We start from the raw sequence: 16,853 nt of genomic DNA on the forward strand, positions 1-16,853 counted from the left end.
TTTTTTGTGGATTTGAATAATTAGCTATTCTTCTTTTTTCTATCGCCAACTAATCCTAGAAGTATCCCTAATCCTGCCAGTGCTAATCCAATTAGTTGACCTTGATTTTCTTTTCGTCCGGTTTGTGGAAGAGTTGCAGCCTTTTGTGAAGAATTAGCTTTAATTGTTGTAGCCTTTTTAGTCTTCACAGTGCTGTGTTCTTTAACTGGCTTGAATGAAACTGTAGAAGGCACACGCTTATTTGGAGTAGTAGGTATTTCAGCTTTAGAATTGGAAGCTGGTTGTTCTGGAACAGGTTTAGGAGTAACTGGACCAGTAGGTTTATTTGGAACTACATCTGGAACATATTTCACAGGAACATTTTCACCAGGTTTACCCGGAACAGGATCTACAGGATCGCCAGGTTTACCAGATTCTGGGTGGTAACCAGGAACATCAGGAACTTGACTCGGAGTAGTTTCAGTAGGGCTATCAGGACTAGTAGGGAACTGAGGCTGTGGAGCATCGAGAATTGGCTTACCGTCTGGGCCTACTGGAATGATGTGACCATTTGTTGTATATGTCACAGTAATTGTGGCGTCAGAGTTGTTCTTCGTTACTGTTGCCCCACCAGCAGTAGTTTCAGTTGTAGTGTAGCCCTTAATGACAGGAGTATTGATCTTACCAAATGTGTGGTCACCAGTTAAGTGATCAGCAATTTAAGAAATAAGCTAAAAGAAAAGATATTTTTAATGCCAGAATATGATACCCATAAATTATCAGTCTATGCGAATTTCGTGGATTTGTATGATTTTGATAGTAATCGGCAAATAATTAAATAGATTGTTAAAGCTTTAGAAAAGAAAAAAGTTGAAAGACAAGATGAAATATTATTTGCGATTTTGTTAAATGTGTTACAACAAGGAATTGAAGAAAAGAAGGATAGGGAAGCAAAAGGACTTATTGATTTAGGTAAGCAACTTAATGTACTTCCTGAATTTTTTCTTTATCGGGAAATGCTCACTTTTTACGAAGAACTGATTGCTTATCACGGTGATAAAAAAGAGATGCATTTAAAAAAGTGTGAATTGATTTTAGAAAGTTTTGAATGGGGCGGGATGCCTACTTTTGGTAAAGAAATGACAAAATTTTTTAATAAATATAAAGAGAAATAGACAAAAAAACGACTTAGTAAATAAATTACTAAGTCGTTTTGTAAATAAAGTTATAATCCTAAAATGATCGATAAGTAATACATCCCTGCTAGCAGCAAGGTCATCAAGCCGATAAGACCAATCATAGTTGCCTGCAATTTCTTAGTTATCACAAGATAAGCAATGAATTCGCGGATAAAAGCATTCAAGGTGAAGTACCACTTGGTTTTTGCGCCATAACCGATGCATTGCAATCCTTGGCGTTTTGCTAAAACAAGCGCACGATAAACATGATAAGAGTTGGTGACTAGGCAAAAGCGTGAGTCGGGTTTCATTAATTTGTGGGAAAACTTGAGATTTTCGTTAGTTGTTTTAGATTTATTTTCAATGATGATATCAGATTTAGGAACGCCGTGCTCCTCAGCATAAGCAGTCATTGCATGAGATTCAGGAATTGCTTCATCTGGACCTTGTCCGCCAGACATGATAATTTTTGAGCCAGGATTCTGCTTATAAATTTCAATTCCGCGGTTAATGCGACTGGCTAAAAGTGGTGTAACTTTTTTGCCGATTAATCCAGCACCAAGCACCACAACGTAGTTTAATGGTTTTTGTCGAATATTAATTAAGTTAAGCCAAGACGTTAAAGTGTACATCACCATAATAAAGATCAGATAGAAGATGCTGAGTGACAAAAATAGATAAATGAAACGAAACCATGGCTGTGTATTAAAGCGACCAAGCAAGGGAAAACCAAAAATTAAAAATAGTATTGCTACTCCCATCCCTAAAGAGAGAAAGTTAGTCCATTTAGTTCCTTCTTTGAATAATATTTTAATGCCGTTATAGACAAACATTAAAATGAGTAAAATCACGAATAAAAAGATTAATAATGCAATGCCGACAGCGAGTAAGAGTAAGATTTGCGAGATTATTTGATGATGACCGGGAAATTTGGTATCGATAATAATAATCGTATCAATAGATAAAAATCCTAAAAACATCAAAGTGGTAGTCAAAGTGAATCCAGCCCACATTGACCGTCTTTCGTGAGTTAAAACAAAAATAAATATTCCTAAACTTGCTAGGAATAGTCCTAGAGACCAATAAAAAATTTCAAACATAGAATTCCGCCTTTTAGTCGAGTATATTTTCTCTATAAAGTAAATTTTAACAATATTTCAATGCAATTTGCTTTATAAGGTAAATTCATATGACTTTATGCAAATAATTTCTTTATGAAGAAAATATATTCTGAATAAAAAATCTATTTTGTCCCCCATGAGTGCATAGTGTGGGGTATAAAATGGATAAATTATATACTAGGTAATAAATAGAATAATCTAAAAATATAAATGGAAACAAGTTTTGGAGAGAAAATACAATATTTCGGTGATTAAGAATTATAAAATGATAGTTAATTCTAAAAAAGGCATAGTCAAGTGACTATGCCTTTGCTGTATCACCAGCAATTTTTGTTTTATTAAGCATTAATGAACTACCAACAACTGAAACAGATGAAAATGCCATAGCTAAACCTGCTAGCTCAGGGCTTAGAGTAAAGCCCAAACTAGCGAATAATCCAGCTGCAATTGGAATACCAATTGTATTATAAATGAGGGCCCAAAAGAGGTTTAATTTAATACGATTGAAGGTCTTCCTTGAGATATCTAGGGCACGTACTACACCGCGTAAGTCATTTTGAACTAAAACAATACCACCAGAATCAATTGCAATATCAGTACCAGAGCCCATGGCAATTCCAACATCAGCTGTTGAAAGAGCAGGGGCATCATTGATACCATCCCCAACAAAGGCTACCTTGTCGCCATGTTGTTGAAGTTCTTGAATATGCTCAGCTTTTTCGTTTGGTAAAACACCAGCAATAACTTGGTCAATTCCAACTTCATTAGCAATTGCTTGAGCAACTTTTTCATTATCGCCTGTAAGCATTACTGTCTTTAATCCACGTTTCTTAAGTTCGCTGATAGCTTCTTTAGAGCTTGGCTTAGGAACATCTTGAATAGCAATTAAGCCAATAATTTCACCGTTTAGGCCGACATAAACAACAGTTTTAGCTTCTTCTTGTAATTTTGTAGCTTTTGTATTCATTTCCGGGGAAATATTGACATCAGCTAATAAACGATTACTTCCTACAAAAGCTGTTTGATCATGATAATTAGCCTTAACGCCTTTACCTTCAATAGCTTCAAAGTCATCAACTTTTTCAATTGCTAATTTTTCAGCTTCGGCTTTTTTGATAATTGCTGTAGCAAGAGGGTGTTCAGAGGATTCCTCAAGACTTGCAGCAATAGTTAAAACTTGTTTTTCGTCACCGACAATATCAGTAACTTCAGGTTTACCAACCGTGATAGTACCTGTTTTATCAAAGACAACAGTATTTAAGTCACTAACTTCTTGAAGAACTTCACCATTCTTGATCAAAACTCCCATTTTAGCGCTACGAGCAGTACCCACCATTAAAGCGGTTGGAGTAGCAAGTCCTAAAGCACATGGGCAGGCAATAACGATCACACTAACTGCAAAAAGCATTGCTTTAACAGCGGTTGCTCCAAGGAATGAATACCAAATGATAAAAGTTAAAATGGCAATAATCATAACAGCAGGGACAAAAATATTAGAAATTTTATCTGTTAAGTTTTGAATTGGGGCATGACTAGTTTGAGCTTTTTTAACTAAGTCAACTATTTGAGCAAGCATGGTGTCAGAACCAACTTTAGTAGCCTTGAAAGTAATTGTGCCATTACTATTAATAGTTGATCCTACAACGGTGTCACCAACTTTTTTGACAACTGGCATACTTTCACCAGTAACCATTGATTCATCAAGTGTAGTAACCCCTTCTAGAATTTCACCATCAACTGGAATTTTTTCACCTGGCTTAACGCGAATAATGTCACCAACTTGAACTTGATCCAATGGAATTTTTACAAATTTACCATCTCTTTGAACTTCTGCATCTTTTGCTTGTAAACCCATTAATTTACCTAAGGCATTTGATGCGTTATCGTGCATCTTTTCTTCCATAGCGTCGCCTAATAAGACGAAGACCGTAACAAATGCTGCACTTTCAAAGTAAACGGGGCGGTTAGTGATCATGGCAAAGATACTATAGAAATACGCAACAGCTGTGCCAGTAGCCACTAAGGTATTCATATTAGCACTATGCTTTTTAAAAGCAGCAATAGCACTTTTCCAGTAAGGAAGTGCAGAGATTGCCATAATGATTGTGGTTGTAATCAGAGCAATCCAATTATAGCCTGGCATCATCCAATGGAATGGCATTGCAAACATTTGAATAAGCATGGGGATAGAGAGGATAAACGATATCCAAAATCGTTTAATGTTTGATAACTTCATTATTTAACAACAACCTTCCCGTGAAACATGTCCATTCCGCAACTCCAATTATAAGTAGCAGGCTTGTCGGTAGGAATATTGACAATAACTTCTTTTTTGTCATCAAGTTTGTCATCTATATCCAAGTCTTTAAAAACTACTTCGTTCATACAGCCCATATTGTCAGAAGGAATAAATTTTAATTGAGCTGGTTTACCTTGTTTAAAAGTAATAGTATCCGGTTTATAGCCATGATTTTCTGCATTGACGACGACTTTTTTAGTTTGTTTTTTTGAAAAAATACTCATTTTAGTAGTTCCTTTCTTTATTTAACAATTACTTTTCCATGAAACATGTCCATTCCGCAGGCAAAGTTATAAGTACCAGGCTTGTCGGTTGGAATATTAACTGTAGTGATTTTTTGTTTAGTTAGATCTTTATTAACGCCCAATTGTTCAAAGACAACATGTGATAAGCAGGCAGTAGAATCGCGCATATCAAAGTTGACTTGTGCAGGTATCCCTTTCTTCAAAACTACAGTTGAGGGAGAGTATCCACCGTTAACTACAATTGTTGCAGTTTGTTCATCATTAACAATAGTTCCGCTTCCCGTAGCTTCTTTATGTTTGCCAAAGAACCACCAAACAATAAAGCCAATTAAAATTATTCCAATAATTAAGACAAGCATTTGACTAATATTCATTTTTAAGACCTCCTAACAAATGGTAGAGCCGTTTTTTAAACAGTTACATGGGACCATGTTGGGGGCTGTTTTTTCTTTTTGACTAATTTCTTCTTGCATCTTCATTAAATCGCCTTTAGAAATGGGTGAGTCCTTTAAAAGTTTTAGGATCACTTCGCCCTTATGCATGTCACACATTCGGTTTAATAAGGTTTTAGCTTCGTTGTACATCATGTCTGTCTGACTAACAGTAGCAGTGTAGGTATAACGTCGTCCTTCGTGCTTAGCAGTTAACCAGCCTTTTTGAACTAAACGTCTAATTAGTGTTTTGATAGTTGAATCTGACCAATCTTTTTTTGCCCGAAGTTCTTTTAGGATTTGCTTTGTATGAGTTTCACCTAATGTCCAGACAATACGCATTACTTCCCATTCACTGTCTGAAATGGAAGATAAATTTTTTTCGTTCATTATTACTTTCCTTTCGTTTACAAATGTAATCATATAACTTTTAGTTTACGTTTGTCAACATAAAATTATTAAAAAAATAGTTCTTATTCAAATAGAAATATTTTATTTATTTAAGTAAATTATTCGATCAGCCTGCTGAGCCTGCTCTAAATTATGGGTAACCATGATTACCGTTTTTTGATATTTGTCACGTAGCTGAATAATGTAATTTAAGGCTTCTTTAGCATGCTGATCGTCTAAAGCTCCAGTTGGTTCATCTGCTAAAACGAGATCCCCAGGCTTTAAAATAGTTCGAGCAAGGGCGACACGCTGCTGTTCTCCACCAGAAAGAATAGAAACTTGTTCATCTTTAGTATGGAATATGTCTAGCTCAGTAAGGATTTGATCAATTAATTTATCACGCCTATTATTATCTATTTTTTTAAAGTAAGTAGCCAAATAAAGATTTTCTTTGACTGTTTTATTAGAAATTAGGGCAAAACTTTGAAAGAGATAGTTAATCGTATTACGTCTTAACATGATTGCTCGTTTACTGTTGAGTGAAGGAAGAGGCTGTCCGAATAATTCGACTGTTCCATCGCTCCAATCTTCTAGTAAACCTAAAATATTGAGCAGGGTGGATTTGCCACATCCTGATGGACCTACAATTGCGACGAATTCTTGTTGCTTGATTCTCATATTTAAATTATCAATGATAATTCTTTTTCCAAAATTTTTGGTAAGATTTTGAACTTTGATTACATCGATCATATTAGTCTAATTCCTTTCTATCATTTTTTGAGCAAAGTGAGTTTTTAATGCTAAATAAAAAATTAAAAGCTGTAAAATTAAATTTAAAATTTCTATTAGAACTCCAATCTTACTGTGGCTAATTAAGATAATGAGTAAAGCTCCTCCATTAATTGTGCTAATCATAATGAGTGGTAGAGTGTAAAGCTGTCTGAATGAGAAACCTAAAAACTGTTTAATCAGTAGAGTCTCATAGTTAAGCTTTTTGTAAGTAAAGGCTAAGACACCTACAAGTAAGATTAAGAGAATAATCAATAATATAATCACCAAACCGAAGATAGCTAGAGTTTGCCAGAGTGATTTTTGAACCCCATCTATGTACTGCTGGACAGTCGCAAAGTTCAATTTATTGTCTGCTAAGTGATATTTAGATAAATTATCTGGAGAAAGAACTTGTTTACGCACTGCAGAATCTTTAAATTTAAACGAACCTCCTAATCCCGATGCAAATAAGTTACCTATTTCTACAAAAGAAAAGTTTTCTGGGCTGGCAACATAGATAATTGGAGAGTTGTTTAGCGTTGGTTCTTGCGGAGTATTGTTCCAAAGAAAGATAGATTTTTGAGGATAATAGGTTATAAATTTGAATTTACGAGATCGAGTAAATTTAGTTGAAATATCTGAAGATCGAATGCCTTCTTGCATACTTTCTTTTATATAAGAGATAGTTTTTCTTTTCTCAGCTCCGGAAATGTTATCAGGTAAGTAAATTACACGAATTCCATTTTGAGTAGCTTTTAATACTTGATTGGAGAGGGTAAAGTTAATCGTTTTTAGGTAGTTGGGAGAGGCAGTTAAGATAGTGAAGGGATGAGAGGGCATTTCCTTATAGCCATCTGTCATTTGTTCAATATAAGTTTTAGAAGCATAAAAAGAGTTCACGAAATAAACTCCATCTTTATTAGCATAATGCCGGTAAAGATCATAGAAATCGCGATTGATCTTAGAGGAGGTGTCGGCGTAAGAACGTACACTATCATTACCACTATCCATTGAAGCGAGAACTTCCATTTTAGAAACTGTATGCCATTGATGAGCTTGAGTTGCAGTTTCTGAAATTGATTTTGCAGGCTGGTCAATGTAAAGACAGGTACCAATAACAACGCTCGTTAGTAACAAATAAAATCCAAAAAAGAAAGAATAAATTAATTTTTTAGGATAATATCCCTTAATTAGAGCAATATTTTTTGAAATAATAACTAAGCTTGCAGCACAGAAAAAAGTAAGACTAAAAATAAATGACGTAACAATTCCTGTCTTAATTCCTAAAGTAATGAAGCTAAGAGGAAAACGTAGATTAAAAATTGTTGAAAATACACAAAGAAAAAGTGCAGTCAAACTCAGGATAACTAAATATGGTTTAAAGATTTTAAACAAGATATCTTTTTTCGACCAACCTAATAAGATAAGATTTCCATATTCTTTGAGATTGTTTAAAAAAACTATTAGGAAAGAAGCTAAAAGTCCACAAGAAGTTAAGATAATTCCTAAAATAATGCTATCTTTAAGCAGGTCACCATTGCTAGCACTCCCGCTTTGAATAAATGTGAAGTCGCTTTTTTCGATGTCAGTTATTTTATGAAGCTGATTAATAATATTATCATAGGTCTGTTTATCGTTTACGCCAACAAGTTGATAGCTTCCACGAAGAGTATCTTCATTTTTTACTAGGCTTTCTAATTTTGAAACAGTAATTAGTGGAGAAAACCAAAAGCTTGAAATTGGAGCAAGTTGATTAATGGTTCCATTAGCTTGACCAATACTAGCATTAGGATTAGAAGACTGGAGAACTTTGTTAATCTTAGACTTGTCTAATAGGGATTGGCCTCCAAAACTAAGTTGGACATCGATAGTTTTAGGAGTTCCCATAACACCAATATTAAATAGGTCGTCATTATTTTCTTTACGAACTAAGAGAAAGTTCTTCTGGTGAGAAACCTGATTCAAATAAGCTAGAATCTCATCTTTCTTTGTCGGTGGAATGTTATTAAGATAAAGAGTATAGGGGGACTGGTCGTTTAAATAATTGGTCCAGGTAGAAATGTATTGATCGCGTAAGCCTAAAAGGAGCCATAGAAAAATAAGAAAAGTTTGTAATATAAGTAAAGCGTACCCGACAAGAGAGGTACGCTTTGTTAACGTGCGCTTATTCATTAGCGACAGTTCCAATAAGCAGTTGCGTGAGTACGAGGGGCGATCCAAGTATTAGCTACTGCTAAAGTACCCCTGCCTTTCCATCCAGACCAAACGCCGTTTGCAGTTGTACAATGTTGATAAATATGGCTTTGAACTTTTGAATAAGACCAAACTCCTGCTGTTCTACCATGTTCCCAGTATACAGGCGTTCCCCTATAGTAGACTGTTTGAGATGCCGCAAAAGCTGTTCCGGATGTGGTTAGTCCAAGAGTAACAAGACCTAAAACCGCCCATTTTTTTAAAGATTGTTTTTTCATTTTTCTTTCCTCCAAAAATATACAATTTAATTACTTGTTAAAAATTTGGGATAGTAGGATACATAGAATATCTCCTTTCCTTTTCTGATTCTGATAAGATAACTAAAATTATACGGACTATATTATAAAAAAATAAGAATGCTCGTATTTGAGCATTCTTATTTGGGCAATAAAGAACTAATTCGAGTATCTCCGCATTCTTCCAAGAGAGATTTAATAGCCTGTAGTTTAATAAAATCTTTCTTTAGAAAAGCTTTGAAGTATAAATTGATTATTCTGTAATGGCTTAAAGAGGGGTCAATAGAGAGATTATCAAGTAGGGTAAAGCATTGATACCAAATTTTTTTGTTAGGGAAAGAATGTGTGTAATAAAGATAATTAAGAGTGACAGATGAAATAAGTTTTTGAACTTTTAGAGAGAAAGTACTAATATTTGAATATCTTTTGATGACACTTGTCATATGAATATCTAAACTTTCTGGAGAAAGAAACATTGTTGCGCTTCCAAAGAAGGAAAGCATCATTAAATCGTTTGACCAATTTTCATTTTTGAAAAGTTGAAATTGAATATAATTTTTTACTTCACTAGGAATATCTTTTACATTTTGAATTAGCATAGCTTTTAAAAGAATTATTTGGTAAATCGTGAATTTTGATAAAGACATTTTTTCAGATTTACCAAATAAATAGTTTAACTCATTTGTATTTTGTTCAAAAAATGCAGTCTTTAATTCATGTAGTAGCTGTGTTTCAGAATCTTTTCCTGTTTGTGGTGATAATACTTGCTTAAAAAAGAAGTCAGGAGAGATATGGTGAAATTCAAGGAGCTTGAGTAAAACCGAGGCAGAAATATCATGTAAATCTTTCTCAACTTTACCATATTGAGATCGAGACATGATATTTGCTGCCATTTCTTTTTGAGTTAAATTTAGTTTTAAACGTTCATCTTTTAAAGCTTCGCCAATTGTCATCGTTCATTCTCCAAAATAAAATTTATTTTTAGATTAAAACATTATTAATAAAATATTGCAAATATTTTCTAAGATGATATTATTTTAGATAAAATAATCTAAAAAATTGTGGTAATCTGTGTATTTGTTTCTAAATTAATCAGATAAAAAGGAAGGTGAGTAGATGGACGATAAAAGATGGATTGAACTAGCAAAAAGAAAAAAGCAAGATAAGTATTTTGGCATTATCAGCTTGTTGATTGCTTTGATGATGGTTTTCTTCACATTGAAAAATATTGGTTGGCTACTTACTTTCATTGTCGTAGCAGTTATTCTCTACTACTGGATTGATGTGGAACAGATGCTTGAAGATAATAAGGCAATTAATAGGACGCAGAAGATTATTTTTATTATCCTTGGAATAATTTATGAGCTGACTAGTATTGTTTTTGCTTTCATTAATTTAGATTATTTATTACTAGCTTTTGGCATTATAAGTGCAGGATATTTAGGCTTTAAGACAAATACGGTATTTCGTAAAGATTTGAAGAATAAAAAACTGAAATTTGGGGAAAGTATAGTCGCAATTTGTCTCGGGCTTGGAGCTGCAATCTTGCTTATATTACTTACTCCTAAAGACATTCTTTGGCTCTTCCTTTTGATTTTTGCTTTAGCCTATAATCTGATTCACCTAATTGTCAGAATTAAGGTTGAACATGACGGAACTAACCGAAAACTATAGGAAAAAGAAAGGAATGATTAGATGCGCCCAGACTTAATTATTAAAAATAGAAAGTTAAACCATATGATCGGTGTGATTGGGATCATTCTGAGTATAATCATAATCTTTTTAGCTTTAAAAAATTTAAGTTGGTTGTATCGATTAGTGGGCGTATGTGGAATTATTTATTATCTTATTGATATGGAACAAAAATTAGAAGAAGACCATGTGATTACGAAAATAGTGCGAATTTTTATGGTTGTAATTGATATTTTTTACATTGTATTTAGTATGATTTTTGCTTTTGTAAACGTTGATCTTTTACTAAGACTATTTGGAATTGCGGGCTCAGGCTATTTAGGATTTAAGTTCTATCAATTAGTTAGAGAGGAAATTCTTAATAAGAATCTGAAGTTAGCTGATAGTTTAGTAGCAACTTTTTTAGGCGTTTTTCCAGCTATTTTACTAATTATTTATGCGTTTATTGCGTTTTGGATAATTTTATTAGCATTAACTTTGCTATATAATTTAGTCCATTTGATAGTTAGAATTAAAATCGAACGTGGTCCAACGAATCGACAATTCTAAAACAAAAAAAGGTAGAGTATTCGATTTTCAGGTCGAGTACCCTACCTTTTTGTGAAAAATACTATACGTAAAAATTTTTTAATTAAATCAAAATTCCATTACAATGATCAACCTCATGTTGAATTACCTCAGCAGTAAAATCAGAGAAACTTTGTTGCCGAGTTTCTAAATTTTCATTTTGATATTTAACTGTGATGTTCTTGTATCTTTTAGTTGGGCGTTCGCCAGTTAAAGAAAGACATCCCTCGTACGCTAAATATTTATCATCTTGGGTCACAATGATTGGGTTAAGCATCACAATTGGGAGTGGTCCAACAAATAAAGCAATAATTCGCTTTTGAACACCAATCATATTTGCGGCTAGACCAGCTGCTCTATCCTTATTAGCGAGTAAAGTGTCCTTTAAATCAGTAGCTGCTCCTAAATCTTGTTTAGTTGCTGGTAGAGACTTAAATTTTAAAGAAAGTTCATCATGAACAATAGGTTTGACTGCCATAAAAATAATTCTCCATTGTTATTTTTATCCTAATTATCGCATATTACTTACAGAAAATTTAAGTTTAATTATTTTTTCTTTCTTTAATTGCAAGACGAATCGAATTTATTACCCGGGCAATAATGATCAATATCCCTACAAATAATGAAAGATAGCCTAATGGAACTAAGAAAAAGTTTTCGTGTAAAACACCGCTACGATCAATGTAAGAAACAGAAGTAGCACTAATTAAGAAGAAAATAATTCCTAAAATAATGAATACACTCCCGATAATAGTAGTGACCATATTAAATTTTTCCGCACGTGTTCTTTTACCATCATTAATCAAAATTTGCTCAATTTTATTCATCTTTTTATCTTCTAAAATTAATTCATCGAGGGAAACATCAAATGTTTCTGCGATCAAATAATCATTTCAAAATCTGGAAGGTTACGATTATTTTCCCAGTTAGAGATCGCCTGTCTAGTTACATTCAGTTTCTTGGCCATCTCTTCCTGAGTTAAGTTCTTTTCTTTTCTAAGGCATTTTATTTGTTCGTTGAATTTCTTTTTGCCTCACTTCATAATTTAATTTAATGAAAATTGAGTCAAAAAAACAAGCTAGCAATGCTTGCATCTTAAGAGATAGCGTTACTAGCTTGAAAAAAGATTATTAATTAGCCCATATTAGTAATTAAGAAGAAGATAACGAAGATTACAAACAAAATATACATCATTGGTGATACTTCTTTATAGCGCTTAGAAGCAATCATTGTAATTGGATAAGCAATCATCCCTAAGGCTAAGCCATCAGAAATTGAGTACGTTAAAGGCATACCAACTACTACTAAGAAGGAGGGGAAGGCAATTTCAAAGTTGTCCCAATGAATGTATTTAAGATTTCCTGCCATCAACACTCCAACAATGATTAAGGCTGGAGCTGTTACAGTGGTTGGAATTACTGCTAAAAGTGGACTGAAGATCATTGAGATTAAGAATAGAATACCAACGAAAATAGCAGTTAAACCAGTTCTACCGCCCATTGCGATACCGGCACTTGATTCAACAGAGGTACCAAGTGGAGCGGTACCTAGAACAGACCCTTCAACCATAGCTAGGGAATCTGACAAGAAAGCTTTTCCGATCCGTGGAATTTTGCCGTTTTTATCAACCATTCCAGCTTGTTGTGTCATCCCAATTAAGGTACCAGCAGTATCAAAGAATGTAACAAGTAAGAATGTTAAAACAACCATAAATAGTTGTGGTGTATTGATATCTTTTAAGTGGAATACTGCTTGACCGAAAGTAGGTGCAATACTTGGAGCTCCAGAAACGATACCATGTGGCATTGGAATTTGACCAATAACCATTCCGAAAATAGCAGTTACAATCATTCCGATGAAAATTGAGCCCGGGACTTTAGCTGCCATTAAGATGACTGTTAAGATTAAACCAAATAAGGTGATCCAAACTGCTGGATTGTTAAATGAACCAAGACCAACAAGAGATGATTTATTGTCGACGATCAATTTACCGTTTTGTAAACCGATAAAAGCAATGAATAGACCAATACCTGCTGAGATTGCATACTTTAGGTCTTGAGGAATTGCATCAACAACTTTTTCACGAAGTTTTAAAACAGTAATCAAAATGAATAAAATTGAAGCTACTAACACACTAGCTAGAGCAGTTTGCCAATTGATATGCATCCCGATAACAACGTTGTATGAGAAAAAGGCCGCACTACCAAGTGTTGGTGCTAAGGCAATAGGATAATTTGCAATAAATCCCATTAAGAAACAACCAATTGCTGTTGCAATTGCAGTAACAGTAAAGGCAGCTCCTTTATTAATACCAGCTGCACTTAAAATATTAGGGTTAACAAAAAGGATGTATGACAATGAAACAAACGTAGTTAAGGCTGCAATTAATTCGCGTTTGACATTAGTATGAGCATCCTCTAAATGAAAGATTTTGTCTAAAAATTGCATTATTTCACCAACATAAAATAAAAATGAAAAAGGGACACAGTTTACCCGAGAGCCACGGGTAAAAGATGTCCTTTAAAGCAATTTATGACGTCTGATACCTATAGTCCTGAATTTATGGCTCAGGGTAGATACTGTCGACCTTATTTCGACGATATATAGATAACTTGATTGTTAAGTATTCTAGCAGAAATTTATCGTATACGCAAATCGAATTAAGAATTGGAGAAAAATAAAAAGGGTACTAAACCCTTTTTGCTAATTTATTTAAATCGTTTATTTCACATTCAGAACTACGAAGTAAATGACGAAGACAAAGAATAAAATCCACATCATTGGTGTGATTTCTTTGAATCTCTTAGCAGCAAGCATTGATACTGGGTAAATAATTAAGCCCCAGCCGAGACCATCTGAAATTGAGTAGGTAAGAGGCATACCGAGTGCAATTAAGAAACATGGAATTGCAATTTCAAGATCAGTCCAGTGTACGTGTGCTAAGTTTTCAGCCATTAAAACTCCAACGATGATTAAAGCAGGAGCAGTTACTTGAGTGGTAAAGACACTTAAGATTGGGCTGAAGATGGTTGAGATTAAGAAGAAGATACCAACCCAGACCGCGGTCAAACCAGTTCTACCACCAACTGCGATACCAGCACTTGATTCAACAAAGGCACCAACTGGTGAGGTACCAAGAACAGAACCAACTAACATACCGGATGAGTCGGCAGCTAAAGCTTCACCGGCTCGTGGCATTTTGTTATTTTTCATTAAGCCGGCTTGTTGAACAAGTCCAATCAAAGTACCAGTCGTATCAAAGAAAGTAACAAGCAAGAAAGTGAAGACAACAATCCACATTTGAACGGTGTTGATATCGCTAATATGGAAAACAGCTTGACCAAAAATTGGTGAAAGACTTGGAACGCCTGAGATGAATGCTTTTGGCATTGGAATTTGACCAATTGTAATCCCAAAGACAGCAGCTACGATCATCCCAATAAAGATTGCCCCAGGAACTTTAGCAATCATTAAGAAAATAGTCACAACTAAACCAAAGATTGTGATCCAAACAAGTGGATTGTTCAAAGCACCAATAGTAACTAAGGTAGAATCACTTTTACTAATTAACTTACCGCCTTGAAGACCGATAAAGGCAATAAATAAACCAATACCAGCTGAGATCGCATATTTAATGTCGCTAGGGATGGCATCGATAATCATCTCACGTACTTTAAATACAGTTAATAAGATGAAAAGAATCGAAGCAACAAAAACAGCAGCTAAGGCAGTTTGCCATTTAACATGCATTCCTAAACAGACCGTATAGGTAAAAAATGCGTTAAGTCCCAGCGTTGGAGCCGACGCAATAGGGTAATTGGCAACTAGTCCCATTACAATACACGTGAAAGCAGCGGATAAGGCAGTTGCGGTAAAAAGAGCACCTTTATTCATGCCGCTTGCTCCTAAGACAGCTGGGTTAACAAATAGAATGTAAGACATACTTACAAATGTAGTTAATCCAGCTAAAAACTCTGTTTTAAATGAAGTGCGGTTTTCATTTAAATGGAAAAATTTACCAATTGAATTCATGTAATCCTCCAGATATGGTAATGTTCGTATTTTAAAGGAAAAGAAGTCTTAAAATGATTTACTTATGTCCTTAATCATCTAAAAGCGAATCTTCAACTAAAATTATATCTAAAATATTAACTATTTCAAGAACAATAGTCAAAATCATTCGATTAAACTAATCTAAAGGAAGACAGTAGTAACTAAAATGGCATATTTTTGACAGGATACGAACATTATCACCTGGGAAATATAATATTTTATAATTGAAATATTGACTTTAACTTTGCGTCAATTGCTATCTTGAAGCTAGGAGGTGAAAGTAATGCAAGAAAAATATTCGATTGGTGAAGTGGCAAAAATGTTAGACATAAGTACTAGGACTTTGAGATTCTATGATGAAAAAGATCTTGTTAAGCCTGCTTATATTGAAGAAAATGGTTATCGTTTTTATGAAAAAGAGCAAATAAAACAAATAGAATTAATTTTATTTCTAAAAGATATTGGCTTTTCATTAAAACAAATAAAAATACTCGTTCAAGATCAGCATGGAAAGCAATCGCTTGAGTTACTTCTAAAGCAGCAATATCAAGAAAATAAACAAAAAATTAATGAATTGACTGCAAAGCAAAAACAAATCGAACATTTACAAAAAATAGGTGTTTTATCTGCTGCATTAACTAATTTTTCTGACATTACAAGCATTATGAGAAAAGAAAACAAAATGACTACAGTAAGACGAAAAATATTAATTTTTCTAATTATGTTAATAATAATTGAATTGATAGGTATTAGCTTAATGTATGCATTACGATTAAGTCCGATTATAGCTATAGTGATAGCTTTATTAGGAGCTGTATTTTTTTCAAAATACTATTACGACCGCGTTGAATATGTATGTCCTAATTGCGGGAATATCTTTATTCCGTCATTTTTAGCCTTTAATTTAGCTCCACATACACCTAAGTTTAGAAAATTAACTTGTCCAAAATGTGGAAAGAAATCGTATTGCTTAGAAATTAGCAGAGAATAAAGAATTATAAACAATATTTCTCATTGCGATATGATATAATTGGACATGAAAAAAGGAGATCCGAAGATCTCCTTGTACAGCCCGCTTTAAGAGCGGTGGCTAGATGATTATAGAAACATTGAAAACGGCGCTCTATAACTCGCCAAAGTTATAAGTAGAGCGGCGTTTTTATTTTTTGTGGTGGTCGATGTAAGTTAGCAGGCCTAACAAAAACGTACCAAACAAAAGTATCAAAGAGATACTTTCGTAAACCGACATGGTTGAACCCTTTCTGCAGTATATTGACCATAGGCCTCACCTCCGGGAGAAAAAACAACCGCCGCTCATAAAACTTTCTGCATGAATGATTATAGAGAAAGTCGGTTTGTAAAAGAAGGCGAACAAGTCAAAAAAGATTAACCAAATTGGTAAAGATTGTATTCAAAGTTTGAATATTGAAACTTTTGCTGGGATGGAATTATTCCTCTTTTTTAATTTTAATAAAAACTAAAGTCATCGCTGCAATACTAATGTAAAAATTAAGATAATACCGTTATATAAGTTTTTACTCGAACATAGTAGAAAGCAATAAAAAATACCGATTATCAAGATTGATCCGTACCGTGTCAAGTAGACAGTTAAAATATATAAAATGATTGATGAACCAA

Annotated in this window: 18 protein-coding genes, 1 pseudogene and 1 riboswitch; of the genes and pseudogenes, 4 read left to right on the forward strand and 15 right to left on the reverse strand. The window is 33.9% G+C overall.

All coding sequences use genetic code 11. The features are described from left to right. Positions 1-20 precede the first annotated feature (20 nt). Entirely contained in the window at positions 21-698 is a 678-nt protein-coding gene (locus tag FD18_RS03125) for a mucin-binding protein (protein ID WP_083486745.1), read from the reverse strand. Between the two features lie 192 nt (positions 699-890). On the opposite strand from FD18_RS03125, the gene FD18_RS10060 reads away from it, so the two are divergent. Continuing rightward, on the forward strand, positions 891-1,154 hold the full coding sequence (locus FD18_RS10060; RefSeq protein ID WP_235499865.1) for a hypothetical protein: 264 nt from the start codon (positions 891-893) through the stop codon (positions 1,152-1,154). A gap of 50 nt (positions 1,155-1,204) precedes the next feature. Here the strand turns inward: FD18_RS10060 and FD18_RS03135 are convergent, their stop codons facing one another. From FD18_RS03135 to FD18_RS03175, 9 genes are all read right to left on the reverse strand, one after another. Further along, a complete protein-coding gene (locus FD18_RS03135) occupies positions 1,205-2,257 on the reverse strand; it encodes a YdcF family protein (protein WP_057718544.1) in 1,053 nt (350 codons plus the stop codon). 322 nt (positions 2,258-2,579) lie between these two features. Further along, positions 2,580-4,514, reverse strand: coding sequence for a copper-translocating P-type ATPase (locus FD18_RS03140; protein ID WP_057718546.1), 1,935 nt, complete (start codon positions 4,512-4,514; stop codon positions 2,580-2,582). Next, complete coding sequence (locus tag FD18_RS03145; RefSeq protein ID WP_057718548.1) at positions 4,514-4,801, reverse strand: cupredoxin domain-containing protein; 288 nt, start codon at positions 4,799-4,801, stop codon at positions 4,514-4,516. The genes FD18_RS03140 and FD18_RS03145 overlap by 1 nt, the downstream gene beginning before the upstream one ends. A 17-nt stretch (positions 4,802-4,818) precedes the next feature. After that, the gene (locus FD18_RS03150) at positions 4,819-5,196 is read right to left on the reverse strand and encodes a cupredoxin domain-containing protein (protein ID WP_057718550.1); all 378 of its coding nucleotides are present in this window, start codon (positions 5,194-5,196) and stop codon (positions 4,819-4,821) included. 12 nt (positions 5,197-5,208) lie between these two features. Beyond that, positions 5,209-5,643 carry a CopY/TcrY family copper transport repressor gene (locus tag FD18_RS03155; RefSeq protein ID WP_057718552.1) on the reverse strand — a complete coding sequence of 145 codons (435 nt, stop codon included), beginning with the start codon at positions 5,641-5,643 and terminating at the stop codon, positions 5,209-5,211. Between the two features lie 102 nt (positions 5,644-5,745). Next, positions 5,746-6,393, reverse strand: a complete 648-nt coding sequence (locus FD18_RS03160) for an ABC transporter ATP-binding protein (protein WP_057718554.1) — start codon at positions 6,391-6,393, stop codon at positions 5,746-5,748. 6 nt (positions 6,394-6,399) lie between these two features. Continuing rightward, complete coding sequence (locus FD18_RS09300) at positions 6,400-8,586, reverse strand: hypothetical protein (protein WP_083486746.1); 2,187 nt, start codon at positions 8,584-8,586, stop codon at positions 6,400-6,402. After that, positions 8,586-8,885, reverse strand: coding sequence for a hypothetical protein (locus FD18_RS03170; protein WP_057718556.1), 300 nt, complete (start codon positions 8,883-8,885; stop codon positions 8,586-8,588). The genes FD18_RS09300 and FD18_RS03170 overlap by 1 nt, the downstream gene beginning before the upstream one ends. Positions 8,886-9,043: 158 nt before the next feature. Then, the gene (locus FD18_RS03175; protein WP_057718558.1) at positions 9,044-9,856 is read right to left on the reverse strand and encodes a helix-turn-helix domain-containing protein; all 813 of its coding nucleotides are present in this window, start codon (positions 9,854-9,856) and stop codon (positions 9,044-9,046) included. A gap of 163 nt (positions 9,857-10,019) precedes the next feature. Here FD18_RS03175 and FD18_RS03180 point away from each other — a divergent pair, with 163 nt between their 5' ends. Then, entirely contained in the window at positions 10,020-10,577 is a 558-nt protein-coding gene (locus FD18_RS03180; RefSeq protein WP_057718561.1) for a hypothetical protein, read from the forward strand. A 21-nt stretch (positions 10,578-10,598) separates the two neighbouring features. After that, positions 10,599-11,144, forward strand: coding sequence for a hypothetical protein (locus tag FD18_RS03185; RefSeq protein WP_057718563.1), 546 nt, complete (start codon positions 10,599-10,601; stop codon positions 11,142-11,144). 82 nt (positions 11,145-11,226) lie between these two features. On the opposite strand, the gene FD18_RS03190 is transcribed toward FD18_RS03185, so the two are convergent. The 4 genes and pseudogenes from FD18_RS03190 to FD18_RS03205 form a co-directional block, all read right to left on the reverse strand. Then, positions 11,227-11,640: a peptide deformylase gene (locus tag FD18_RS03190; RefSeq protein WP_057718565.1), complete on the reverse strand. Its 414-nt coding sequence runs from the start codon at positions 11,638-11,640 to the stop codon at positions 11,227-11,229. A gap of 64 nt (positions 11,641-11,704) precedes the next feature. Further along, positions 11,705-12,171 (reverse strand): annotated as a pseudogene (locus tag FD18_RS03195) (helix-turn-helix domain-containing protein). A gap of 125 nt (positions 12,172-12,296) precedes the next feature. After that, the gene (locus FD18_RS03200; protein ID WP_057718567.1) at positions 12,297-13,610 is read right to left on the reverse strand and encodes an NCS2 family permease; all 1,314 of its coding nucleotides are present in this window, start codon (positions 13,608-13,610) and stop codon (positions 12,297-12,299) included. An 81-nt stretch (positions 13,611-13,691) separates the two neighbouring features. Next, a riboswitch (purine riboswitch) is annotated at positions 13,692-13,789 on the reverse strand. 94 nt (positions 13,790-13,883) lie between these two features. Next, positions 13,884-15,194 (reverse strand): NCS2 family permease, encoded by a 1,311-nt coding sequence (locus FD18_RS03205; protein WP_057718569.1) that lies wholly within the window; start codon positions 15,192-15,194, stop codon positions 13,884-13,886. 304 nt (positions 15,195-15,498) lie between these two features. Between FD18_RS03205 and FD18_RS03210 the strand changes: the two genes are divergently transcribed. After that, positions 15,499-16,206 (forward strand): MerR family transcriptional regulator, encoded by a 708-nt coding sequence (locus FD18_RS03210; RefSeq protein ID WP_057718570.1) that lies wholly within the window; start codon positions 15,499-15,501, stop codon positions 16,204-16,206. Positions 16,207-16,374: 168 nt separating this feature from the next. Here the strand turns inward: FD18_RS03210 and FD18_RS09610 are convergent, their stop codons facing one another. Further along, complete coding sequence (locus FD18_RS09610; RefSeq protein WP_143464330.1) at positions 16,375-16,464, reverse strand: putative holin-like toxin; 90 nt, start codon at positions 16,462-16,464, stop codon at positions 16,375-16,377. Positions 16,465-16,853: the final 389 nt, after the last annotated feature.

It is taken from the genome of Lactobacillus taiwanensis DSM 21401 (assembly GCF_001436695.1).
Taxonomy (GTDB): domain Bacteria; phylum Bacillota; class Bacilli; order Lactobacillales; family Lactobacillaceae; genus Lactobacillus; species Lactobacillus taiwanensis.

Excerpts from the sequence above, each read along its gene's own strand:
- FD18_RS03135 (WP_057718544.1), bottom strand. The coding sequence starts at position 2,257 with ATGTTTGAAATTTTTTATTGGTCTCTAGGACTATTCCTAGCAAGTTTA.
- FD18_RS03140 (WP_057718546.1), bottom strand. The coding sequence starts at position 4,514 with ATGAAGTTATCAAACATTAAACGATTTTGGATATCGTTTATCCTCTCT.
- FD18_RS03145 (WP_057718548.1), bottom strand. The coding sequence starts at position 4,801 with ATGAGTATTTTTTCAAAAAAACAAACTAAAAAAGTCGTCGTCAATGCA.
- FD18_RS03150 (WP_057718550.1), bottom strand. The coding sequence starts at position 5,196 with ATGAATATTAGTCAAATGCTTGTCTTAATTATTGGAATAATTTTAATT.
- FD18_RS03155 (WP_057718552.1), bottom strand. The coding sequence starts at position 5,643 with ATGAACGAAAAAAATTTATCTTCCATTTCAGACAGTGAATGGGAAGTA.
- FD18_RS03160 (WP_057718554.1), bottom strand. The coding sequence starts at position 6,393 with ATGATCGATGTAATCAAAGTTCAAAATCTTACCAAAAATTTTGGAAAA.
- FD18_RS09300 (WP_083486746.1), bottom strand. The coding sequence starts at position 8,586 with ATGAATAAGCGCACGTTAACAAAGCGTACCTCTCTTGTCGGGTACGCT.
- FD18_RS03170 (WP_057718556.1), bottom strand. The coding sequence starts at position 8,885 with ATGAAAAAACAATCTTTAAAAAAATGGGCGGTTTTAGGTCTTGTTACT.
- FD18_RS03175 (WP_057718558.1), bottom strand. The coding sequence starts at position 9,856 with ATGACAATTGGCGAAGCTTTAAAAGATGAACGTTTAAAACTAAATTTA.
- FD18_RS03180 (WP_057718561.1), top strand. The coding sequence starts at position 10,020 with ATGGACGATAAAAGATGGATTGAACTAGCAAAAAGAAAAAAGCAAGAT.
- FD18_RS03185 (WP_057718563.1), top strand. The coding sequence starts at position 10,599 with ATGCGCCCAGACTTAATTATTAAAAATAGAAAGTTAAACCATATGATC.
- FD18_RS03190 (WP_057718565.1), bottom strand. The coding sequence starts at position 11,640 with ATGGCAGTCAAACCTATTGTTCATGATGAACTTTCTTTAAAATTTAAG.
- FD18_RS03200 (WP_057718567.1), bottom strand. The coding sequence starts at position 13,610 with ATGCAATTTTTAGACAAAATCTTTCATTTAGAGGATGCTCATACTAAT.
- FD18_RS03205 (WP_057718569.1), bottom strand. The coding sequence starts at position 15,194 with ATGAATTCAATTGGTAAATTTTTCCATTTAAATGAAAACCGCACTTCA.
- FD18_RS03210 (WP_057718570.1), top strand. The coding sequence starts at position 15,499 with ATGCAAGAAAAATATTCGATTGGTGAAGTGGCAAAAATGTTAGACATA.
- FD18_RS09610 (WP_143464330.1), bottom strand. The coding sequence starts at position 16,464 with ATGTCGGTTTACGAAAGTATCTCTTTGATACTTTTGTTTGGTACGTTT.